17 protein-coding genes are annotated in these 22,561 nt (G+C 49.3%); 9 read left to right on the forward strand and 8 right to left on the reverse strand.

What is annotated here, in order from left to right; genetic code table 11:
• Window positions 1-3,025, forward strand: a 3,025-nt coding sequence (locus ACEW8P_RS01255; RefSeq protein WP_373511297.1) for a VCBS repeat-containing protein, incomplete at its 5' end; no start/stop codon positions are given.
• Between the two features lie 67 nt (window positions 3,026-3,092).
• Here ACEW8P_RS01255 and ACEW8P_RS01260 read toward each other — a convergent pair.
• On the reverse strand, window positions 3,093-5,495 hold the full coding sequence (locus ACEW8P_RS01260) for a TonB-dependent receptor domain-containing protein (RefSeq protein ID WP_373511298.1): 2,403 nt from the start codon (window positions 5,493-5,495) through the stop codon (window positions 3,093-3,095).
• Window positions 5,495-6,670 carry a DUF4249 domain-containing protein gene (locus ACEW8P_RS01265; protein ID WP_373511299.1) on the reverse strand — a complete coding sequence of 392 codons (1,176 nt, stop codon included), beginning with the start codon at window positions 6,668-6,670 and terminating at the stop codon, window positions 5,495-5,497. The genes ACEW8P_RS01260 and ACEW8P_RS01265 overlap by 1 nt, the downstream gene beginning before the upstream one ends.
• A 113-nt stretch (window positions 6,671-6,783) precedes the next feature.
• Between ACEW8P_RS01265 and ACEW8P_RS01270 the strand changes: the two genes are divergently transcribed.
• Window positions 6,784-7,557, forward strand: coding sequence for an ABC transporter ATP-binding protein (locus tag ACEW8P_RS01270; protein ID WP_373511300.1), 774 nt, complete (start codon window positions 6,784-6,786; stop codon window positions 7,555-7,557).
• Window positions 7,558-7,605: 48 nt separating this feature from the next.
• Here the strand turns inward: ACEW8P_RS01270 and ACEW8P_RS01275 are convergent, their stop codons facing one another.
• Both ACEW8P_RS01275 and argS read right to left on the reverse strand, forming a co-directional pair.
• Entirely contained in the window at window positions 7,606-8,499 is an 894-nt protein-coding gene (locus ACEW8P_RS01275; RefSeq protein ID WP_373511301.1) for a 1,4-dihydroxy-2-naphthoate polyprenyltransferase, read from the reverse strand.
• Between the two features lie 11 nt (window positions 8,500-8,510).
• Window positions 8,511-10,289 carry an arginine--tRNA ligase gene (gene argS, locus ACEW8P_RS01280; RefSeq protein ID WP_373511313.1) on the reverse strand — a complete coding sequence of 593 codons (1,779 nt, stop codon included), beginning with the start codon at window positions 10,287-10,289 and terminating at the stop codon, window positions 8,511-8,513.
• A 190-nt stretch (window positions 10,290-10,479) separates the two neighbouring features.
• Between argS and ACEW8P_RS01285 the strand changes: the two genes are divergently transcribed.
• The gene (locus ACEW8P_RS01285; protein ID WP_373511302.1) at window positions 10,480-12,039 is read left to right on the forward strand and encodes a hypothetical protein; all 1,560 of its coding nucleotides are present in this window, start codon (window positions 10,480-10,482) and stop codon (window positions 12,037-12,039) included.
• Between the two features lie 45 nt (window positions 12,040-12,084).
• On the opposite strand, the gene ACEW8P_RS01290 is transcribed toward ACEW8P_RS01285, so the two are convergent.
• Complete coding sequence (locus tag ACEW8P_RS01290; RefSeq protein ID WP_373511303.1) at window positions 12,085-12,312, reverse strand: DUF2905 domain-containing protein; 228 nt, start codon at window positions 12,310-12,312, stop codon at window positions 12,085-12,087.
• A gap of 70 nt (window positions 12,313-12,382) precedes the next feature.
• Complete coding sequence (gene pyrR / locus ACEW8P_RS01295) at window positions 12,383-12,922, reverse strand: bifunctional pyr operon transcriptional regulator/uracil phosphoribosyltransferase PyrR (protein WP_373511304.1); 540 nt, start codon at window positions 12,920-12,922, stop codon at window positions 12,383-12,385.
• A 133-nt stretch (window positions 12,923-13,055) separates the two neighbouring features.
• On the opposite strand from pyrR, the gene pth reads away from it, so the two are divergent.
• Window positions 13,056-13,616 carry an aminoacyl-tRNA hydrolase gene (gene pth / locus ACEW8P_RS01300; protein ID WP_373511305.1) on the forward strand — a complete coding sequence of 187 codons (561 nt, stop codon included), beginning with the start codon at window positions 13,056-13,058 and terminating at the stop codon, window positions 13,614-13,616.
• Between the two features lie 242 nt (window positions 13,617-13,858).
• A complete protein-coding gene (locus tag ACEW8P_RS01305; protein ID WP_373511306.1) occupies window positions 13,859-14,335 on the forward strand; it encodes a hypothetical protein in 477 nt (158 codons plus the stop codon).
• Between the two features lie 77 nt (window positions 14,336-14,412).
• Here ACEW8P_RS01305 and ACEW8P_RS01310 read toward each other — a convergent pair whose 3' ends face one another.
• Window positions 14,413-15,768 carry an OmpA family protein gene (locus ACEW8P_RS01310; RefSeq protein WP_373511307.1) on the reverse strand — a complete coding sequence of 452 codons (1,356 nt, stop codon included), beginning with the start codon at window positions 15,766-15,768 and terminating at the stop codon, window positions 14,413-14,415.
• Between the two features lie 176 nt (window positions 15,769-15,944).
• Here ACEW8P_RS01310 and ACEW8P_RS01315 point away from each other — a divergent pair, with 176 nt between their 5' ends.
• Window positions 15,945-18,182: an amino acid permease gene (locus tag ACEW8P_RS01315; RefSeq protein ID WP_373511308.1), complete on the forward strand. Its 2,238-nt coding sequence runs from the start codon at window positions 15,945-15,947 to the stop codon at window positions 18,180-18,182.
• Window positions 18,183-18,266: 84 nt separating this feature from the next.
• Window positions 18,267-18,599, forward strand: coding sequence for a hypothetical protein (locus tag ACEW8P_RS01320; RefSeq protein ID WP_373511309.1), 333 nt, complete (start codon window positions 18,267-18,269; stop codon window positions 18,597-18,599).
• On the opposite strand, the gene ACEW8P_RS01325 is transcribed toward ACEW8P_RS01320, so the two are convergent.
• Window positions 18,600-19,163, reverse strand: coding sequence for a DUF4126 domain-containing protein (locus tag ACEW8P_RS01325; protein ID WP_373511310.1), 564 nt, complete (start codon window positions 19,161-19,163; stop codon window positions 18,600-18,602).
• Between the two features lie 88 nt (window positions 19,164-19,251).
• Here ACEW8P_RS01325 and ACEW8P_RS01330 point away from each other — a divergent pair, with 88 nt between their 5' ends.
• Window positions 19,252-21,012, forward strand: a complete 1,761-nt coding sequence (locus ACEW8P_RS01330) for an ABC transporter ATP-binding protein (protein WP_373511311.1) — start codon at window positions 19,252-19,254, stop codon at window positions 21,010-21,012.
• A 251-nt stretch (window positions 21,013-21,263) separates the two neighbouring features.
• Window positions 21,264-22,445, forward strand: coding sequence for an acetyl-CoA C-acyltransferase (locus ACEW8P_RS01335; protein ID WP_373511312.1), 1,182 nt, complete (start codon window positions 21,264-21,266; stop codon window positions 22,443-22,445).
• The last annotated feature ends 116 nt before the right edge of the window (window positions 22,446-22,561 follow it).

The following is a 22,561-nucleotide window of genomic DNA, read 5'->3' on the forward strand; positions in this document are numbered from 1 at the left end:
GTTCAAGGACGTGACGGATGCGGCGGGACTGGGTGCGATTAAAGGCTGGCACACTGGCGTCTCGGTGGTAGACATCAACCAGGATGGTTTGCTCGACTTTTACGTGAGTTGCGTAGCAAAATATAGCGGCGCGGGTAGCCATAATCTGCTGTATATCTGCCAGCATATTGATGAAAATGGTGTACCCCACTTTGTGGAAAAGTCGCGGGAGTACGGCCTCGACCTGGTAGGATTTGGAACTCAGGCCGCTTTTTTCGACTACGATCTGGATGGCGACCTCGACTTTTTTCAACTCAATCATTCTGTTCATCAGAACGGTACCTTTGGGAAGCGAGGGCAGTTTATGGGGACGGTTCACCCGCTGGCGGGCGACCGTTTTTTTGAACTTCAGGACGGAAAGTACGTGGAAGCGACTGCCAAAGTTGGGGTCAATTCCTCCGCACTGGGCTACGGTTTGGGGCTTTCATTGGGTGATGTGAACCTGGACGGCCACCCCGACTTTTACGTCGGCAACGACTTTCACGAGAATGACTACCTCTACATCAACCAGAAAAACGGCAGCTTCCGAGATGAGATCGACGCCCGCACCCGCCACACGAGCCGCTTCACGATGGGCGTGGACATCGCCGACCTGAACAACGATATTTTTCCCGAAATCATGTCGCTCGACATGATGCCTTATGACCCACAAATTTTGAAAAGATCAGAGGGCGAGGATGCCTACTATAACTTCAAATTCAAGCTGGATCAGGGTTACAATGTACAGTTTGCCCGCAACAACCTACAACTAAATACGAGGCAGGGCATCTTTTCGGAAGTTGGAATGTATTCCGGCGTGTACGCTACCGACTGGTCGTGGTCGGCGTTGTTGCTTGATTTCGAGAACGACGGGCGCAAGGATTTGTTCATTTCCAACGGCATCAACAAGCGGATGAACGACATGGACTACATCAACTTCGTGGCTTCGGACGACATTCAGCGGCGCATCAATGAGCAGCAATTCGACGAGTCAGATGCTTCGCTGACCGACTTGCTGCCGGAGGTGAAAATCCCCAATAAATTTTACTCCAATACGCTTTCCCTGCATTTTGTGGATCAGTCGGAACGCATTGCGGGCAACGTGGATTCTTACTCCAACGGTGCCACCTACGCCGACTTGGACAACGACGGCGACCTGGACATCATTACGAACAACATCAACGAAGCGGCCTTTATTTACGAGAACTTGGCCGAAACCTACGCTCCTGCCAATAAAAGTCTGGTTATCAATTTGAAAGGCGCGGCGGGCAATCGCAATGCTATTGGTGCTAAATGTCTTGTTTACAGCAAAGGTGGTGTCCAGTACCAGGAAAAATTCCCGGTGCGGGGTTTTCAAAGTAGCACTGAAATCCCGATGTTGTTCGGGCTTGGCGATTCGGTGCGAGTGGATTCGGTCGTGGTAGTTTGGCCGGACAATGGCTTTGAAACGATTAAAAATCCCGGTTTGGGAAAACATTTGACGGTAAAATACCAAACTAAACTACCCAAGTTCGACTACGAAAAGCTAAAAACCCAGCGCGGTGAATTTGAGGACATAGCCGCACAGATTGGCCTCGATATCAGACACGAAGAAAACCGCTTTAACGAATTTGACCGCGAAGCGTTGATTCCCAATATGATGTCCACCGAGGGCCCCGCCCTGGCCGTAGGCGACATCGATGGTGACGGGCGCGATGACATCTTCGTAGGCGCGTCGCGGGAATTCCTGCCTAAAATCTACGTGCAGCAAGCCAACGGAAAATTCAAAAATCTGCCTCAGCCCGCTCTCGAAGCCGACGCCGACTTTGAAGACATCGACGCCGCCTGGGCTGATGTGAACGGCGATGGCGCGGTTGACTTGATCGTGGGTTCAGGCGGAAACGAGTACTTTGGCAAGTCGGAATTTTTGCGCCCACGCCTGTACCTTAACGATGGCAAAGGAAAACTCGTGAAAGACACTTCCGCTTTTGCCGGAATCTACATCAACGCGCAAGTCGTCCGCGTGGCGGATGTGAACAAAGACGGTTCGCCCGATTTGTTTCTTGGGGCGCGCTCAGTGCCGTTCGCCTACGGTCGTACACCCGAATCCTACCTTTTTATCAATGACAAAAAAGGAAAGTTTGTCGATAAAACCGGTGCTATCGCCCCCGACTTGAAAACGGGTGGTCTGGTCAAAGACGCGCAATGGGTTGATTTGGATGCCGATCAGGACGAGGATTTAGTAGTTGCCTATGAATGGGGAAAAATCGTCTTGTTTGAAAACCATGCCGGAAAACTTGCCGAGAAACCTTTGACCGATAAAAAGGGCTGGTGGAATTTTATTAAAGCGGTGGATCTGGACCTGGACGGAGATTTGGATTTGGTTTGCGGCAACGTGGGGCTGAATAGCCGTCTTCACGTCTCCGAGAAAGAACCGCTGCGGATGTACGTTAATGACTTTGACGATAATGGTCGCCTCGATCAGATTATTACCTACTATTTACAGGGAAAAGAAACGATTTTTGCCGACAAACGTGAGGTGGAGCGGCAACTTCCCTACGTCAGGAAAACCATTCTCCGCGCCAAAGACTTCGCCGAATCGTCGCTTTCGGAGGTATTCGGCCGCGAAAAGATAGCGCAGGCAATGGTATTGGAGGCAAACTACTTCGAAAGTGCCTGGCTGGAAAACCTGGGTAATGGCCGCTTTGAACTCAAAAGCTTGGGCAACCCCGCGCAGTACACTTCCTACCATGCCGCTGAACTGGTGAAGAACGAGCGCTCGAAACTACCCCAACTAATGCTGCTCGGTAATTTCTTCGACTGTAATATCCAACTCGGACTCTGTGACGCCGACAACGGCAGCCTGTTTGATTTGAATAAAAATAGTTGGTTCACTCCGCGCCCCTTGCTGGACGGGCGGCTGGAAGGGCAAGTGCGGAGTATTAAAGAAATTCGGATTGGAGAGCAAATAGTGTATCTGGTAGTACGGAACAATGATCGACTGATGGCTTTGGCGTCAAAAAAGTGACGAAAAACATTGATCAATTGTCTTGTTTTTAGATAGTTGTAATTTTACTCAATACGTTGAGTGAAAATTACTCAAACACAAAATTGTAAGAAAGGGCGATGATGGGTGCGCCGAATATTTGCAATTTGTAGGCCCGCGCCACGCCTGATTCGGACTTAAAGAAAACCGAATACGCATTCTTGCGGGCGTATAGGTTATAAACTGTAAACGACCAATTCCCTTTCCAACGTTGGTTTTCTTTTTGGGAAGGATTTTTGATATGCCATGCCAGATCAAAGCGGTGGTAGTCAGGGATACGCTGGTTGTTGCGCTCGTCGAAGTAGGGGTAGAAATTGTTGAGGTACTCCACGAATCCAACGGGCTGCGTGTAGGGGCGTCCGGTAGAGTACACGAAGCTGAACGAGAACGAGTTGCGTTTGTCGGCTACGAGGTCGATGGAAGCGTTGAAGCTGTGTGGGCGGTCGTAGTTGGCAGGATAGCGATTGCCATTGTTGACTCGTTCCAGTACGTTCAGATCAGCGTAGGTTTGATTGAAGGTACGGGCGTAAGTATAGTTGACCCAACCCGTGAAATTCCCTTTTTTCTTGGAAAGCATCGCCTCGATGCCGTACGATTGGCTCCGGCCCTGTACCAATTGGGTTTCGGGAAATTCCTGTAACAGAAAATTGGCACCCGGCTTGTAGTCGATGATGTTTTTGGATTGCCGCAGATACGCTTCCAGCGTGACTTCGTAAATATCGCTATCAAAAGAATGGTACGCCCCGCCCGTCACCAAGTGGCTCACCTGAGGGCGAATGTGGGAATCGCTGGTTTTCCAGCGCGAGGTGGGAATAGGCGTGGTCGTGTTGGAAACGATTTGCAGATACTGCCGCATGAGGTTGTAACCCAGCTTGAACGACAAATCCGGGTTAGGTGCGTAGCGCAAACCGACGCGCGGTTCCAGGCCGCCGTTAGCTTTTGTAGTCTGGCCCTGCTCGTAGCGGGTGGTTTCCAGCACCGAAAATTCGTCGCGCGGCTCGCCGGGCTGGTAAGTGCGTACCGTCGTCGGGCCGCGATTTTGGAAAAATGAGTAACGTAGGCCGAAGGTCGCCGCAAAACGTGGCGTGAAAGAAATTTCATTATCGGCAAAGACGGCCATCTCGTTAGCGAACTCGTGGGGTATCACGATTAGGTTGACACTTTGGCTGTTGCCGGGATTCAAAATACCCGGCTTGATCCGGTAGTTGGTGAAGCTCGCGCCCACTTCCCATTTCTGGCGGTTGCGCTGGTAGTTGAGACTCGATGTGGCTTGTCGCTGATAAACGCCCGATTCCAGACGTACTTTGTTGCGGGTGGCGGTTTCGATGGTACCGATGGTCGGGTCGTAGTTAGCGGCGGAAAGGGTCATCTGCCAGTCCAGGTTGGCGTTGATGAGCGATACCCATTTTAGAGAAAAGTTCTGGGTTTGGTGGTCGAAGAAGGTAGTTTCGCCAACTACGTTGGGCAGGTTAGCGAGCAAGTTAGTCTGGAAATAATCAGTGCTGAGGTACCCCATCAGCGACAGCGTATTTTTGGCGTTCACACGCCAGAACACTTTACCAACTACCTCGCTGAACCGGGTTTTGACGCTGTCCAGGTCATCGCTGATATACGGTAGGAGAAAATCATGAAGGGCACCCCGCGCGGCGACGTAGAAAGCCAGCTTTTCTTTTACGACCGGAACGTTCACCATCAATTTTTCCGAAATCAACCCCAAGCCGCCGGACAACCTGAATTGGTTGACGTCCGGCGTTTTCAAGGTGATGTCCATCACCGCCGCCGCCCGCCCCCCGTAACGGGCGGGAACATTTCCTTTGTACAAATCCAGATTATTCAGCGCGTCGGGAGGCACGACCGAGAACAAACCGAACATGTGAGTTGGGTTAAAAATTGGAGTGCCGTCTAACAGAATGAGATTCTGGTCCGTAGTACCGCCGCGAATATTGACGCCATTGGATGCCTCGCCCACGCTCGACACACCCGGTAGCATCTGGACGCCACGCAGGAAATCCAGCTCGCCGAAGGCAGCGGGGATTTTACTTAGCGTTTTGATATTTATTTGATTGACGCCTAGCAGTGGCTTTTTTACCGTCTCATCATAACCCTTCGTGCTAACAACTACCTGCTCCAACTGATTTTCCACCTTCTCCATGCGAACGCTCAGGTTTCGGCTTTGGGTATTCTGATCGAGGAATACGTATCGCGGCACATAGCCTAGTAGTTTGAAGGTAACGCCGCGTTTTCCTTGGGGAAAAAACAATTCAAAATGGCCTTGATCGTCTGAAATCTGACCATAAATATCATTGTCAACATTAGTTGACACAGCTACGCCCGCCAGCGGCTGATTGGTCAGAGAATCAATGACGACACCTTTGATCGATACAATATTTTGCGCCCGAACCAACGCGGGTAGCCATAGCAGCAGGATAAAACCGAGTAATTTTTTATTCATCAAAAACGCCAACCGGATGGTGAATTGGGAGTGCGGGAAGTAGTCGGCAAACATTCGGCCAGCGGAATGATGCTGCGCAGATCAGAAGGCTGCTCAAGGATTGGGTCACGACCATTCTTTGTGGAAAAGAGACCATTGGGTAGCGCGCCGCTTGTGTTCTTGCGTTCAAGCCAATAGCGGTTTTCGGCTACATCGCTGGCCGAAAAATAGCCCAGCACCAATTCCGTTTCGTCAGCGACGTTGGACACATTGCCCCGGATGGGGGCGGGCGGCGTGTCGGCCAGCGATCCGGTATTGACCGATTGATCCTGAACGAGTTTATAATAGCGGTAAGCGTCGGGTGAAAGACTCATCTGCCGGATCACGACCAGGGCTGGGTTCGACTGATAGAGCGGAATCTGCGCCACGGGTTTGTCTTTTTGCAGCTTGCCGTTGGTATATACATCCGAGAAAATATCGAGTGAACTGCTGTAAAAAATATCCCAGCAAAGTGACTTGCACTCATAATCAAAGAAATTATTGACCGACAGGCCGTTGTCCGTTCGGCAGTCCGCTCCGCTGGTTTCCACATAGTAGCGTCCGCCCCGGCAGGTAGCGCAGATTTTCTGAATTTCGTAGGTAGTGGATGTCCAGCGGTAAAAATTACGCTGGTCGGCGGGATCCTGGAAATCGACGTAAAAGTCGTTGGTGGCGATTTGCCCCGCGCTGGTGCTGCGGTCGAAAATACCCTTGGCGTTGAATTTGTCGTAGATGCGTACAATGGGCGGCACGGGACTCATCGTCTCGACCGAGGAAAGGTACTTTTGACCTTCTGCCGTTTCGACGGAAAGTTGGTAAGTGTTCCCGGTTTTGCCTAAGAAAGAAGGGGGCATGGCATAAAAACCGGGTTCGGTTTCCATGAGTTCGTAGCGAGCTTGGGCATTTTCGATAACTGCTACTTTCGCTTTTGTCACGGCTTCGGAACTTCCTTTTTGGGCCACGATAGTTGAAGTGAACTCCGAACTTTTGAATTCTGCGTCGGTTTTGGTGCGGAAAATGGAGATCACCTGAAGGTCGGGCAGATTGCTGACGGTACCTTCCACAATCAAATATGACTTACTGGATTCGATTTCTACTTTATAAAGATTTACGCAAGCGGCCAGCATCAAGCCCAGCAGTAGAATCAAACCAACCATACGTCCTGCAACACTTCCTTTTTTACGAAAATTTATATCCGTCGCACCCATTACAGCCTTACCATTAGTTCCTATCTTGTAGCTTTGCAAGATACAACGAAATCCTGCACCACTTGGCACCCATTATTCAAATAAATAGCCTTACCAAAGCTTATGGTAGTAATCTGGTACTGAAAGGCATAGACCTGGAAGTTCAGCCTAGTCAGATCATTGGCTATATCGGCCCAAACGGCGCGGGCAAGTCCACCACCATCAAAATCCTGACCGGATTGTTGACCGAATACGGCGGGTCGGTAAAAGTGAACGGCCTGGAAGTCAGTGAGAATCCACTTGAAATCAAAAGTATGATCGGCTACGTACCCGAAAATGCTGTGATGTACGACACGCTTAGTCCAGCAGAGTATTTCCGGTTTTTGGGTAGTCTTTACGGCTTGGATCGGAAAGCGATTGAGCAAAAGGGCGCCGAACTACTTCGGATTTTTGGCCTATATGAAAACCGGAACAATCGGATGACGTCCTTCTCTAAAGGCATGAAGCAAAAGGTACTGCTCATTTCGGGCATGATCCACAACCCCGACCTAATTTTCTTAGACGAGCCGCTCTCGGGCCTGGACGCCAACTCGGTGATTTTACTGAAAGAAATCTTGCAACGACTCAGCCAGGCCGGAAAGACGCTCTTTTACAGCTCGCACATCATGGAGGTGGTGGAGAAAATATGCGACCGCATCGTGCTCCTCAAAGAAGGCACGGTCATCGCCCACGGTACTTTTCAAGAATTGCAAAACCAGCAGCATTCCGGCACACTGGAACAGCTCTTCAATCAACTCACAGGCAACAATGAGCACCTCGCCCTGGCTGATGAGTTTGTGGAAATAATCAAAAAATAGGGGAATCTTCAAGCCTTCGCCCGTTGCTGGTCATGGCGAAGGAGTAGTTCAAATCACCAATCCTACCCCAAACAAAACTACAAAAAGCAGAGTGGAAAGCGCCATCTGTTTTAAGAAAGGATCGAGCTCGGCGGCTTTTTTTAAGCGGCTTACCGCCAGACCATTTCTGATAAATAACGGAAAGCTCAATAAGAACAACCACTGGGAATACCCGCTGTAATTGGTAATCGTGTATAGCAAAACACAAGCCATACCCGTCAGTAGAATGACCCAATGGTAGATCACCGCACGCTCACGGCCCAGCCGTACGGGAATCGAATTTTTGCCCGTGGCGCGGTCGGAGTCGATATCTCGAATGTTATTGATATTAAGCACTGCTACGGCGAATAGGCCGCAACTTGTGGCGGGCAGCAGCAGATTCCAGTTCCAACTTAGCGTGTGCAAGTAGTAGGTACCCAGCACGCCGACCCAGCCGAAAAAAATCAGCACTGACAGGTCGCCCAAGCCCACGTAGCCGTAGGGCCGCTTGCCTGCCGTGTAAGTGATCGCTGCCGCGATGCACGCCAGTCCGATGCCCAGAAACACCCAAAAAACTTCGGCGGGTGCATTTCGCAAGGCCACATATAGCAGCCCAATACCAGAAATGAGCGATAGTACAGAAAAAATAATAATAGCTCGCTGCATGGCCCTGGCCGTGATTTGTCCGCCGTGAACCGCCCGTCGTGGCCCTTCGCGTAGATCGCTGTCCTTGCCGCTCACTGCATCGCCGTAGTCGTTGGCGAAGTTGGAAAGTACTTGTAGAAGAATTGTGGTCAGTATACTCAGCACGGCTACCAGGCTACTGAAATTTCCGTCCGCATAAGCAAGAAAACACCCCATGAGGATGCAGGAAAGCGCCAGCGGCAAAGTGCGCGGACGAGCCGCTTCGATCCAACTATTCATAATTCGTTCGATTACATTCTCTCGGGTACGTCGATACCTAGCAAACCCATCGCATGGCGGATGGTTTTGGCGACGGCACCGGAGAGAGCGACGCGCATCTGAACGGCTTGGGGGTTTGAGTCGGAGAAGATCGAAAGCTCAGCGTAGAATTGATTGTAGATTTTGGCTAATTCAAAGGCATAGAGCGAGATGAGGGCGGGCGAAAACTCTGCTCCTGCCGCTTGCACCCGCTCCGGGTACTGAGACAAATGATAAATCACCTCTTGCTCAGCCGGGTGCAGCGCGTAATTTTCTGACGATACTACTCTCTTGATGCCGGCTTCTTCGGACTTGCGCTGAATGGAGCGCAATCGGGCGTAGGTATATTGCACAAATGGACCGGTATGGCCTTGAAAATCAATCGACTCCACGGGGTTGAAGAGCATTCTCTTCTTTGGATCGACCTTTAACAAGTAGTATTTTAAGGCGCCCAGCGCCAGCATATCGTACAGATTTTTCGCCTCCTCGCTGTTAAAATCCTCAATTTTACCTAGTTCTCGAGTGCGGTTTTCAGCGGTCTTAACCATTTCGTCCAGCAGATCGTCGGCATCCACAACGGTACCCTCGCGCGATTTCATTTTGCCCGAAGGTAGATCTACCATGCCGTAACTCAGGTGAAAGCATCCGTCGGCGTAGGGGCGACCCAGACGTTTCAAAATGGCAAAAAGTACGTTGAAGTGGTAATCCTGCTCGTTACCCACCACCCAAAGGTAACGGTCGTTTTGAAAATCCTGGTACTTCAATTCCGTAGTACCCAGATCTTGGGTGATGTAAACCGAAGTACCGTTGCCACGCAGCACCAGTTTATGATCCAGACCCTCCTCGGTGAGGTCGATCCAAACAGAACCGTCTTCTTTTTTGTAAAAAACGCCTTCGGCCAAACCTTCCTCTATGATGTCTTTTCCCAATAAGTAAGTATCCGACTCGTAATACGTTTTGTCAAATTGGACTCCCATCTTGTCGTAGGTTTCCTGAAATCCAGCATAGACCCAGCCGTTCATTTTTTTCCAGAGGGCTACGGTTTCGGCATCGCCGTTTTCCCATTTTATCAGCAACTCCTGCGCTTCCCGAATCCAGGGGGCTTTTTTGGCGGCTTCCTCCTCGCTCAAGCCATCGGCGACTAATTCTTTAATTTGCTGTTTGTACTCTTTGTCAAAAAGTACGTAGTACTTGCCCGCCAGGTGGTCGCCCTTCAAGCCGGATGACTCAGGCGTTTCTCCCTGTCCGAGTTTCTGGTAAGCCAGCATGGATTTGCAGATGTGGATGCCGCGGTCATTGACAAGGCACGTTTTTATTACCTCATAGCCATTGGCGGTGAGTATGCGCGATACCGAATCACCAAGGCAGTTGTTGCGCAGGTGACCCAGGTGTAGTGGTTTATTGGTGTTGGGCGAAGAGAACTCTACCATCACTGACCGCCCGTTGGCTGGAACATCGCCAAAAGTCTCGTTCTGGTGAATTTCTGCCAGTACACCGAGCCAGGCTTCCGCTTTGATACTTAGATTGAGAAAGCCTTGTACGACGTTGAAGCCGCTCACGACGGAAGAATTAGCTACCAAAAAATCACCGATGACCTGACCAATCTGTGCGGGCGGTCGCCGTAGTGATTTGGTGAGCGCGAAGGTCACGAAGGTATAAGTACCTTCAAATTCCTTTTTTGTTGGTTGCAGGGAAATATCCTCAGCACCAGTCTGAAAAGTACTTCGTATGGCCTGAGATATTTCTTTTTTCAGCGTAGCTTCGATGATCAGCGACATGGTGGTTTTATATTTTGCTTGAACGAGCGCAAAATTAGGTCAAAATTCCTACCTCGCCCCAGCCGCGAGCAACCTAATTGCTAGTTTGTCGTTAAAGAGTCAGAAATATTATGTTATCTTTCGCTAGGAAAAGCCTTGGGAGAATTGAAAGCAACTATGCAAGTTTATACCTAATATATATGAAATGAAGTACGTACCGCTGCTGGGACTTCTGTTCAGCCTGATAATCGCGCCTTTCGAGTCGGCTGCTCAGTTGAAGCAGACCACACGAATCGAGATTCCGACGAGTAGTTCCGCCGAGGAGCAGTTCGATGTATTCTCGCTGGGTGAGGCGGGTGCCTTGATGGTAGTTCGCCGCAACAAATTCATGAGCTCTCGGAACGAGAAATGGGCATTTACCAAATACGATACCGATCTGAAACCCGTTTGGACGGAAGAGTACCGAATGGATTTTCGCTACATACCAGTTATGTCGTACCAGAATCCTGATTACGCCTACTGGCTCTTTGCCGAACCTGACACCGATCATTTTCTTTTCTTGCAACTCGACTTGGAGCGTGGTCACATCGACGTTCATAAGGGCAATCTGTTGCCAAATGTCAACGTCCACCAGTTCAAGGTCATCGGAAGCAAGGCGTTGGTAGCGGGTTATTACCGCAACCGCCCGATCGTGATCGTCCATTCCTTTTTCGATCACACGACGCGCGTCCTACCCGGCCTGTTCGAGCGCAACATGGAGATCAATAATGTCGATATAAATGAGGTAGATGGGCTGATCAACGTGATTACCTACGCCGTACGAAAGCGGGAATGCGTCTTTGCTATTAAGACGTACAACTACGATGGCAAGCTTCTGAAAACTACCGCACTCAAAGATCCTGATAATAGTTTGATCTCTGGGCAAATCGTGCCGTTGAATCCCGAAGACTCTTACCTGATCGGCAATTATTCCATTGGCTGTACGCCGTTTTCGCAGGGGCTGTACGTAACACATATCGAGGATAACATACCTGAAGAACCGAATTTTATTGAATTTTCTGAGTTGCAGAATTTCTTCAACTTCATGAAGCCTAAGCGGCGGCAGCGCGTTCTAGACCGCATCGGTAAGCGCGAATCAATGGGGAAGGAAAACAAGTTTCGATATCGGCTGCTGGTGCATAACCTGATTCAAATGGAGGACGAAATCGTGTTGGTAGCGGAGGTATATTATCCCAACTACAAAACCAATAGCCCTGCTATGTTCAACGGCCTGAGTCGTCAATACATGCGCTCCCTCGACGGCTTTCGCTACACCCATGCCATCATCTGTGGCTTCGATCGTTCCGGTAATTTTTTGTGGGACAACTGTATTACCATTAAAGACTTGACCAGCTTTGAATTACAGGAAATGGTTCAGCTCACGCCCATCGAGGACTATTTTTTGCTGGCTTATCCACAGGATGGCAGCATTCATACCGAAGTGATTCGCCGGGATAAAGTCGTCGTAGAGAAAGAAGAGTACGAAATAGAGGGAAAGACAGAAGATGAGAAAGTACTTTTTAACGAAAATGCTACGCTGGCCGCTTGGTATGGGAAGTACTTCCTGGCCTATGGAGTGCAGCGGGTGAGTAGCAGCAAAAGTGCCGTTGGGCCGCAGCGCGAAGTATTTTATGTCAATAAATTTACTTACAACACCGAGGACATCGGCAAGCCTAAACCTGTCGATGAAGCTTCAACGCGTAAATCTACCGGATTGAAGCGATAATCATACGGAGTGCAAATTACCTGCTGCTCAGCTTTTGCTGCGCAGTTAATTTAACAATTTGCGAATAAGTAAGATAACTACGTTCAGTAGGATACTGGCCAGGACCATCGTTGTAATCGGGAAGTAAAAGCGAAAATTTTCCCGCTCGATGCGTATGTCGCCTGGCAGTCGCCCGATCCAACTCAGCTTATCGTGCAGGAAATAGACCGCCACGCCAATCAGAACTACGGCTACCCCCAGAATAATGATGTATTTTCCGGTCGATGGGGTCATGATTTCTTGACTTCGAAACTGCACTCGTTCTTGTTCAGCATCAGTCTTCACTTTGGCCGACTTAATAATCTCAATCTACCAACCAAATCCTATCCTCTCCGAAGCCCTGCTCTTTCCACTCTACCAGCACACGCTGACTGTCGAGGGTGTTAACCTTCATGCCAACGTAGTCCGGGTCAATGGGCAGGTCGCGGTTGTAGCGGCGGTCGATGAGAACCAATAGTTCCACACACTCAGGACGGCCAAATGCAGTCATGGCGTCGAGTGCAGCCCGAACCATGCGGCCCGTGGCGACCACGTCGTCGATCAAAATCACATTTTTATTCTCGACTAAAAAGGGAACCTTCGTTTTGCTTGGCACGATAGGGGAGTCACGCCTTCGAAAATCGTCGCGGTAAAAGGTAGCGTCAATGTAGCCTAGCGGAATGACTTCTGCCGTACGCTCACGCAGTTCCGCCGTCACTCGCTCGGCGAGGTGAATGCCGCGCGGCTGCAAGCCCAGCACCACCGAACGCGAAAAGTCGCGATGGTTCTCGATCAACTGCTGGCATAACCGACTGATCATGATTTCCAGCAAAGGACTGCTGAGAATTAGGCGTTTCTGGGACATTTGTTTAGTTGAGAGACGAGAGGGAAGAATGGAGAGTGACACTTTTTGTCTATTAATTTTCAGCTCTCCACTCTCAATTCAGTTAAGTTTGTGGCTAAATTAAAGCCTTCAAGACGATTTTCCGAAAGATAGTATGAAATACCTCATCGCCGGGCTGGGCAATATCGGCCCTGAATACGCGCTCACCCGCCACAATATCGGCTTCATGGTCCTCGACCGCCTGGCCGCACAGCATCAGTTCAAATTTTCGTTTGAGCGCCTGGCCTACACTGCCGAATGGAAGTACAAAGCTCGGCAAATCCATTTTATCAAGCCGACTACTTATATGAATCTAAGCGGGAATGCGGTGCGCTACTATATGGATACTCTCAAAATTCCGGTCGAAAACGTGCTGGTGGTAGTGGACGAGTTGCAACTGGACTTGGGGACGTTGCGCCTGAAGCCGAAAGGCTCGCACGGTGGCCACAATGGTCTGCGCAATATCGAGGAGATACTAAGGACCGCGCAGTACCCGCGTTTGCGGTGCGGAATCGGCAATGATTTTCCGCGCGGACGACAGGTGGACTACGTTTTGAATCCTTTTTCTGATGCCGAAATGGATGAACTTCCAGCAATTCTTGACCAGGCGGGCGACATAGTGCAAAGTTTTTGTACTTTGGGACTACAACAAACCATGAATATATTCAACCAATGATTGTACTAAATAAAGAACTTTGCATTATTTTAAGCCAGTGCAGAATGGTTGATTTGACGGAATATAATTTCATAAAATTGGGTATTCTGCAATTAAAAAAGCTAAAATAGGGCGTTTGAGTCCAAAAATGAAATAAAATACCAAATAATATTTTGTGATGTATCTACATCTAATTTGGTAATATCGAACTATACATGGACCTTTGTGCGTTCACAATATGAAAATTAAAATAGCACAAAACAATGAAGAGTTCAAAAATTAGTTTTATATTTGCCGGAGTATTGGGAGTAATACTCAGCGCAAATCCAGTTGACAGTTTCTCATACAATACAAAAGTGGATACCAGCGCCAAGGCGCAGTTATTGCATAAAGGAACCGAAGTTCAGTTTTCGTCGTACGTTCAGGAGAACCTGACGCGATTCAGCAAGAAGGGGGAGTGGAACGACATAGAAAAAATTGTGACGACATACAGTCAGTCACCGTCTAAGTTACTCAATACGACCCGCGCCGATCAGCAAGCCTTCACGGCTGCTGCTAAGTTGCTGACAAAAAAACTGAACCGCCGAAAAGGTGAAGACGCAGACCAGTGGTCGCGCAATCTGACCAAGACGGTCGACAACATCCAGGTTATCTGGAATTTCGACCTCGACAGTTTGACACCACAGGTGATTGAAACGCCGCTTTACTCAGCTCCGGCCGACGCGAAGCCAGCTATCTGATTAACAGTAGATTAAAAGATAATAAAGGTTAAGGGTTTAGGAATAGTCAGTATAAAGCCATCCCACTTGGGGTGGCTTTATCTTTTTATAGGTTCAGCCCAAACCTCTACGCGGCGGTTCTGGCGTCGGGTAGTTTCGGAGTTATTGCTCGCTAGCGGGCGCGTAGGTCCGTAGCCCTGGGTCTCCACCCGATTGACTTCGATGCCTTTACTAACTAGGTAATCTCGGGCAATAGTGGCTCGTTGCTGCGACAGGCTGATGTTTTTGTCAAAATCACCCACGTTATCGGTATGTCCGAACAATCGAAACTTCAAGTCGGTACGCTCCATCATGAAGTTCGTGAGTGTATCCAGGGCCGATCGGGCTTCGCTTGTCAGACTGGAATCGCTCTGTGAAAAGGGCAGCGTAGAGATAGGTTTATCATATTTTTCTTCCCTTAAGCTCATCAATGTTTTTACCTCCCCACCATTAGCCTGAGGTGTAACCATGATGCTTTTCGCTTCAAAACCCTGACTCAGGGCAGTAATCCGGTAGGTTTCGAGTGGTCGTAGCTGAAAACGGTACGCGCCATCGATGGCCTTGGCGCGGGCGACGATCGAGTCGCCATTTGAGCGACGCACCAGCACGTCCACATCCATCACACGATCCAGGTTGCGCCCATTATAGACTTTCCCCGTAACTTCTACGGAGGGTATTCTTGCCTTTGTTTTAACGACTATTTCGGCCAAATCTTCCCCTTCCGGACTACCGGAAGCCGCCGCTTCGGCGATGGTTGGAGGTGACCTTTGAATGTTCCTGGCCAGTCGTTGAAAGCTTTGTTGGACGAATATGGGTGTCATCACACGGTCGTAAAGGCGGATGAGCGCCACGGCTCCCGGACTGGCTTCATTCTTGGCGATCAGGTCATCTTGAAAAAAGTTGAGTACCTGTTCTTGGTCAAGGACGGCCTCATCGCCGGGATCGATGAACTCGACTTTGGACTCACCGTCCACGTACATTTTGATAAGGTGCGTTTCGACGTCACGCGAGAAAACGTAGTGAATGTATTCTTTGGGCTTGACGGGGGCCTTCTCACCCGTGGCGAAATTGAAGAAGTTGAGCCGTCCTTCGTAGATGTAACAACCATTATCCGACTTGCGGTTCTTAAAATCCAGTACCCGCTTCCAGCTTTCCAATTCGTCGAGACGGAAATAAATCTCGACGGTATAGGAGCCGCTCATGAGATTATAGCCTTCCTGATTATTGAACTGCAAGCCGGAATTGGCCTCGAATTGGTAAACGGTGCGTTTCTGCTTTCCTAGTTCGGGAAGTACTTCCTCGAGGTACTTTCCCTCGGTCCCCAATATGTGTAATTCGGGAGCGCTGTCGGAGTAGCTTTTCAGACCATCGCTAAAATCGTAGGTATAAACCTTCTGGGCTCGGGCTTTGCCCAAAAAACAAGCATTCAGAAGCAAGCCGATTAAAAGTCCTCTCCGCACAAAATCCATAGTTCAAAAATAAGGGAAACAAATCGCAACGCGGTTGTGTCGCAGAATTTATTCGTAAATTAAAGTTTTTAACGACTGAACGCGAAAAATTATTCGTTCTCAATTCAGTCTCGACCCGATCTATGAGTAATACCCTAACTCCCAATAAGCCAAATTTCGGCACCTTACCCGTCTTCCTTACCGCCATTTCCACCATTCTAGGTGCTGTTATGTTCCTTCGCTTCGGTTATGCGGTAGGGTCGGTGGGCTTCCTCGGTACGCTGATGATTATATTCATCGGTCACCTCGTCACTATTCCCACCGCGATGGCTTTGGCCGAAATCGCCACTAACCAAAAAGTGGAAGGCGGTGGGGAGTACTTTATTATCTCCCGCTCGTTTGGGCTTAATATTGGGGCTGCTATCGGCATTGCGTTGTACTTATCCCAAGCTATCAGCGTGGCGTTCTACGTCATTGCTTTTGCTGAATCTTTCGAGGCGGTAAAACCCTGGATAGAGTCAGAATTTGGCTATATTATTTATGACAACCGCTTATTCAGCATTCCGGCCCTGCTACTGCTGATTTTGCTGATGGTAACCAAAGGCGCTGCTCTGGGCATGAAAGCTCTTTACGTGGTCGTGGCGATTTTGGCGGTGTCACTAGTGCTCTTTTTCATGGGAAGCACTCCCTATTCCGAAACCTTCGACAGTTCGCAGCTTTTCTTCACCGATGTCACGTCGGGCGATGGTTTTTTCTTCGTTTTTGCCATTATTTTTCCTGCCTTCACAGGCATGACGGCGGGCGTCGGTCTGTCCGGCGATTTGCGCGATCCCAAACGTTCCATTCCACTTGGAACCCTTGGAGCTACCGTAATGGGGATGATCGTTTATGTATTCATAGCTTACAAACTTTTTTCTTCGGCTAGCTCGACGGATTTAGTTGGTAACCAGCTAATTATGGGTGATATCGCTCTATGGGGGCCTATCATCCCCATCGGCCTGGCGGCAGCGACTATTTCTTCGGCGCTGGGTTCTTTTATGGTGGCTCCACGCACCATTCAAGCCATTGCGGGTGACAAGGTGTTTCCCAACCGTTATATGAATTTCTGGCTGGGCAGAGGCAGTAAGAGAACCAACGAACCCCGCAATGCTACTATTTTTACTAGTTTCATTGCCCTGGCCTTTGTAATGATGGGCGACGTGAACGCCGTGGCAGAAGTGATTTCGATGTTTTTTATGGTTACCTACGGTTCGCTGTGCCTGATTTCTTTCATGCAACACTTCGCGGCTGATCCTTCCTACCGCCCCTCTTTTAAGTCCAAATGGTTTCTGTCGCTGCTTGGGGCGGTGATGTGTGTGTTTCTGATGTTCAAAATTAACACGGGTTATGCCATTGCCTCCATCGGTATGATGGTGGCAATTTACTTTTATATCGGGAGTAATAGCCAGGCTAGTAAGGGAATGGCGAGTATCTTCCAAGGGGTAATACACCAGTTCAGCCGCCGGATACAGGTTTTCTTACAAAAAACGGACAAGGATTTGCGCGAAGAGGATTGGCGTCCTGCCGTACTTTGCATGTCACAAGACACCTTCGAGCGGTACTCCGCGCTGGAAATGATGAAATGGCTGTCAGACCGCTATGGATTCGGTACATACATACATTTTGAAAAGGCGTACTTTTCCACCGAATCGAAAGCAGTGGCTGATAAGAAACTTAAAAAACTCATTAAGATTTCGTCGGCCAGTAAGTCCAATGTGTTTCTGGAAACGCTGATTTCGCCTTCCAATACCTCTGCAATCGTGCAGGCTATTCAGCAGCCGGGCATTTCAGGGCAGTCGAACAATACGATGCTTTTTGAATACAAAAAGGGCGAGAGCGAGTGGCTAAGCGACATTGTGGATAATTACAGCGTCTTGAAAACTGCTGGCTACGACCTGTGCATTCTTGGTAGTTCAGACAAAGGCTTCGGCTATCACAAAGATATTCATATCTGGATCGGTCGTTCGGATATCGACAACGCCAACCTGATGATTCTGCTTTCTTACATCATCTTGGGCCACAAAGACTGGGAGCAGGGCGAAATCAAGATTTTTGCGGCCTTCAAGGAAGAAAACCTGAAAGAGGAGCAACGCAACCTCATCGATCTCACCTCAACTGGCCGACTCCCCATATCGGCTAAGAACATCCGAGTTCTGCCGCTGGAAGAAGGACGCCGCCGCTCCGACCTTATTAACGAACACTCCATCGACGCCGACCTCACGCTCATTGGCTTTCACGAAAGTATCATCAAAGCGGATCGCGGCATCGACTTCTTCGAGGAATATGACAAAATCGGTAACGTGCTATTCGTCAATACGGTGAACTCTAAATCTATACGGTAGATTGGTAGTTGTGTTCGATTCTTATTGATTCTAAATGGAAAAGCTTCTAACTTTCACTTCCTCTCACTCAAATCAAAATGGATTATGAAAAGGCCTACTATTGTGTTCTTAATACTAGTTTCAAGTTTGTGTTTTGGTTTCTCTGCCGAAAGAATCAAGGTGACGCCGGATTTCACTGATGAACAAATAAGTAAAGCCGAGAAAGATGCTTTGGAATTTTTTTCTGAAAAGGTGGAGATCAAGGTTTTGAAAAGAAATGGCAACGGAGAAATCGCCCACCTAGAGTGTATACGATACGACACTCTGGGAAAGCGCAAAGGGTTATGTGGTTCTGACTCTTTTGGTTGCTTGTTAATAAAAAAGAGCGGCTGCACGATTTCTAATAAGCCCTGTCCAGATAATATCGACAAGTTATGATTATAGCGCTTTCTTTTTTCTATAACGCCTTACCCTTCTCCACAGCCACCACAGCAGGCTTCCCACCGCCACAAGTGCAAGAACGGGCAGAAAAATAGCCAACCCCGAGAGGCCAAACGAAGCAATGTTTTCTACGGTTGACAATACAGGATTGCCCAATCCGCCCGTGGTGGTAGTCGAACCCAGCCGCAACAGGCTTGTACCTGCTTGTACCAGTCCGGCGGTACCTCCGCCCACAATTAAGCCCAGACCCCATTGTAAGATGGGACTATCTATTTCCACGAAAGAAGTAGTGAGCAAAGTGCCCGCTACCACCGAAAGCGGCGCGGCGATAGTATCAAGCAGATTATCCACGAACGGAATGTAGTAGGCGCCGATCTCTACTACCGTTGCACTTAACAGCGCGAAGAAAGCGGTCCAGGTACCGAGCCAGGCAAAGCCTTCCGATGGCGTAATCCAGCCATTCATACAAGCCACGTTTGCCAGTAGCGCTGGAACGAAAATCCGAAAACCCGTACTGGCACTTAGCCCAATGCCCAGGGCGATGCTAAGAAGGAGTTCCATAGGTACTTTGTGAAAGACATGTTCATAACCCAAAGTCAACTTTCCACGCTTTTTCCTTGTTAGCCCTCAAAACCTTTTGTACTTACGCGTGAAACAAGAACAAAAAAGCGGTCAAATATTCGACCTCCCTACCCTCCGGCGTCTTTATACTTTCGTAGGCCCGTATAAAAAGCAGTTTTTCGGACTCATCGGTATCATTATGCTGAGCGCGGTCTTGTCGCCACTGCTACCGCTTCTCATCAAGTACACCATCGACAACCCCATTGCCACGGGAGACTACAGTCAATTGGCTGTGATGATGGCGCTTATGATCGGTGTGCTGATCGTGCAGGGACTTGTATCCTTTGTCAATACGTATTTGTCGGGTTGGTTAGGGCAGTACATCATTCGCGACCTGCGGGTGCAGCTTTATGATAAAATCATTCACCTTCGGTTGCGGTTTTTTGACCAAACTCCCATTGGGCGGCTCGTCACCCGCACCATTTCCGATATCGAAACCCTTTCTAATGTCTTCAGCGATGGCATGGCGGCCATTGCAGGCGATATTCTGCAACTCACGCTCATCATTGCCGTGATGTTCTATACCGACTGGAAACTTTCGCTCATCAGTCTGTCCATGATTCCGCTGATGTTGGTTAGTACCTACGTTTTTAAGGAAAAAATAAAGGATGCCTTTAACGAAGTTCGGGCTGCTGTTTCTAACCTCAATTCTTTCGTGCAGGAACACATTACGGGCATGAATATCGTGCAGATTTTCGGTAGTGAAGACGCCGAGTACGAGAAGTTTGAAAAAATCAACGCTACACACCGCGATTCCAACATCCGCTCGATCCTCTACTACTCGATTTATTTTCCAGTAGCTGACGTCATCGCGGCGGCAGGAACGGGATTGGTAGTATGGTACGGCTCAAAACAGATCTTAGCCCAAGATGTGACCTTCGGCACCGTGACGGCTTTCGTCATGTTTATTGGCCTCTTCTTCCGGCCTATCCGCCAACTAGCCGATCGCTTCAACACGCTGCAAATGGGCATCGTAAGTACTGACCGCATCATCAAGCTCCTCGACAGCGAAGACTATACCGAAAATAAAGGAACCCATGATCCCGCAACCGTGCGCGGCAAGGTGGAATTCAAGGACGTATGGTTTGCCTACAATGAAGAGGAGTACGTCCTGAAAGACATCAATTTCCACATGAACGAAGGCGAAACCATTGCTTTCGTAGGCGCTACTGGCGCAGGCAAATCTTCGGTTATCAATCTTCTAAGTCGCTTTTACGACATCAATAAGGGCGAAATCCTGATCGATGACGTGGACATCCACGATTACGAACTTACCGCCCTGAGGCGGAATATCGGCGTAGTGTTGCAGGATGTGTTTCTGTTTTCAGACACCATTGAGAACAACATCACGCTTGGCAACCCAAACATCACCCGTTCCCAAATCGTGGAATCGGCTAAGCTAGTGGGCGTCCACGAGTTTATCGAGCGGCTGCCTGGTGGCTACGAGTACAATGTGCAGGAGCGCGGCAGTACGCTGAGTGTCGGGCAAAGGCAATTGATTTCCTTTGTTCGGGCGATGGTTCATGACCCTAAGATTATGGTACTTGACGAAGCTACTTCCTCTGTTGATAGCGAGACGGAAGAGCTCATCCAAAAAGCCATTGAAAAACTCATGAAAGGCCGCACCGCCATCGTTATCGCCCACCGTCTTTCCACGATTCAGGAAGCTGACAAGATCATCGTGCTGGATAAAGGCGAAATCCAGGAAGAAGGCACCCACGAGGAATTGCTGGCGAAGGATGGCTTCTACGCCAACCTGTATCGGATGCAGTACAAGGAAATGGTGTAGGGTAGAAATCCGTTACCTTATCGGGACAAAAAACTGAAAACTATGGAAGCGACCTTTGTGATCGATCCACAAGCGGAAGATGAAGCCATTTTGGGAAAAAGCCTGGAATCGGCGACCTCGATGACTTGATAGATACGATCCACGACAACGGATTTTGAAATATTTCGATACCAATGTTTTGGTATGCTATCTCGCTTTGCGAATTCAACCCTTGACTAGTCTGAAAATTATCATTAAGTAAAACCTCAATCATGCCTGAAGAAGTATATATAGTATCCACCGCCCGCACCCCCATCGGTAGTTTCGGAGGAGTACTTTCATCCCTTTCCGCTACCGAATTAGGGGCCAAAGCCATCCGGGGAGCCATTGACAAAACAAAACTTGCCCCTGAGCTCATAGAGGAAGTGTACATGGGCAATGTGGTGTCGGCCAACCTCGGTCAGGCCCCCGCGCGGCAAGCGGCCCTTGGGGCCGGACTGGCCAACGAATCGATCTGCACAACGGTCAATAAGCTTTGCGCCTCGGGTATGAAAGCCGCTTCGATGGCGGCGCAGGCCATCCGTCTTGGCGACGCGGATTTGATCGTGGCGGGCGGTATGGAAAGTATGTCTCAGATTCCCTTTTATCTACCCAAAGCCCGCTACGGCTACGGGTATGGTAACGGCGAGGTGGTAGACGGACTCCTTAGAGATGGCCTAACCGACGCTTACGATCACTGTGCGATGGGTGTTTGTGGCGACCGCACCGCTACGCAGCGCGAAATTACCCGTGAGCAACAAGACGAATACGCCATCCGCTCCTACAGACGTAGCGCAGAAGCGAACGACAACGGCTATTTGCGGGAAGAAATCGTGGCTGTAGAAGTACCTCAACGCAAGGGCGAGCCCTTGCTGGTAAGCGAAGACGAGGAATTCAAAAAAGTAAAATTTGAAAAAATTCCGTCTTTACGCCCGGTATTTTCGCCCGAAGGTAGCGTCACGGCTGCCAATGCCTCCACAATTAATGACGGCGGAGTAGCCATGCTCCTGGCCAGCGGACGGAAAGTGAATGAGCTCAATCTAGAACCTATCGCCCGCGTCGTAGCCTATGCTGATGCCGAGCAGGAACCTATCTGGTTTACAACTACCCCTATCGCGGCTACCCGCAAGGTGTTGAAAAAAGCAGGAATGCAGCTTTCTGACATAGACTACTTCGAGATTAACGAAGCTTTCGCCGTGGTGGCATTGGCCTATATGAAAGAGTTGGGACTTGAACCTGACCAGGTCAATCTTTTTGGTGGGGCCGTGTCGCTGGGCCACCCACTGGGGGTATCAGGGGCACGAATCATGGGTACTTTAATCAATGTGCTTCACCAAAAACAAGGACGCTACGGCCTGGCGGCTATCTGCAACGGTGGGGGAGGAGCCTCGGCGGTGATTTTGGAGAGAATGTAGCGCTCGCTATTTGATGAGCGTTTTCAGACGATCGTAAAACCCCGTGCTTTTGAAAGTGAAGGTTTTGTGTAGGGTGTAGTTGCTAATGAAACTACATCCCATGCCGAAGATGTAGC

The organism is Persicitalea sp. (assembly GCF_041751555.1).
Lineage (GTDB): Bacteria > Bacteroidota > Bacteroidia > Cytophagales > Spirosomataceae > Persicitalea.

Excerpts from the sequence above, each read along its gene's own strand:
- ACEW8P_RS01260 (WP_373511298.1), bottom strand. The coding sequence starts at position 5,495 with ATGAATAAAAAATTACTCGGTTTTATCCTGCTGCTATGGCTACCCGCG.
- ACEW8P_RS01265 (WP_373511299.1), bottom strand. The coding sequence starts at position 6,670 with ATGGTTGGTTTGATTCTACTGCTGGGCTTGATGCTGGCCGCTTGCGTA.
- ACEW8P_RS01275 (WP_373511301.1), bottom strand. The coding sequence starts at position 8,499 with ATGAATAGTTGGATCGAAGCGGCTCGTCCGCGCACTTTGCCGCTGGCG.
- ACEW8P_RS01285 (WP_373511302.1), top strand. The coding sequence starts at position 10,480 with ATGAAGTACGTACCGCTGCTGGGACTTCTGTTCAGCCTGATAATCGCG.
- ACEW8P_RS01290 (WP_373511303.1), bottom strand. The coding sequence starts at position 12,312 with ATGACCCCATCGACCGGAAAATACATCATTATTCTGGGGGTAGCCGTA.
- pyrR (WP_373511304.1), bottom strand. The coding sequence starts at position 12,922 with ATGTCCCAGAAACGCCTAATTCTCAGCAGTCCTTTGCTGGAAATCATG.
- pth (WP_373511305.1), top strand. The coding sequence starts at position 13,056 with ATGAAATACCTCATCGCCGGGCTGGGCAATATCGGCCCTGAATACGCG.
- ACEW8P_RS01305 (WP_373511306.1), top strand. The coding sequence starts at position 13,859 with ATGAAGAGTTCAAAAATTAGTTTTATATTTGCCGGAGTATTGGGAGTA.
- ACEW8P_RS01315 (WP_373511308.1), top strand. The coding sequence starts at position 15,945 with ATGAGTAATACCCTAACTCCCAATAAGCCAAATTTCGGCACCTTACCC.
- ACEW8P_RS01320 (WP_373511309.1), top strand. The coding sequence starts at position 18,267 with ATGAAAAGGCCTACTATTGTGTTCTTAATACTAGTTTCAAGTTTGTGT.
- ACEW8P_RS01325 (WP_373511310.1), bottom strand. The coding sequence starts at position 19,163 with ATGGAACTCCTTCTTAGCATCGCCCTGGGCATTGGGCTAAGTGCCAGT.
- ACEW8P_RS01335 (WP_373511312.1), top strand. The coding sequence starts at position 21,264 with ATGCCTGAAGAAGTATATATAGTATCCACCGCCCGCACCCCCATCGGT.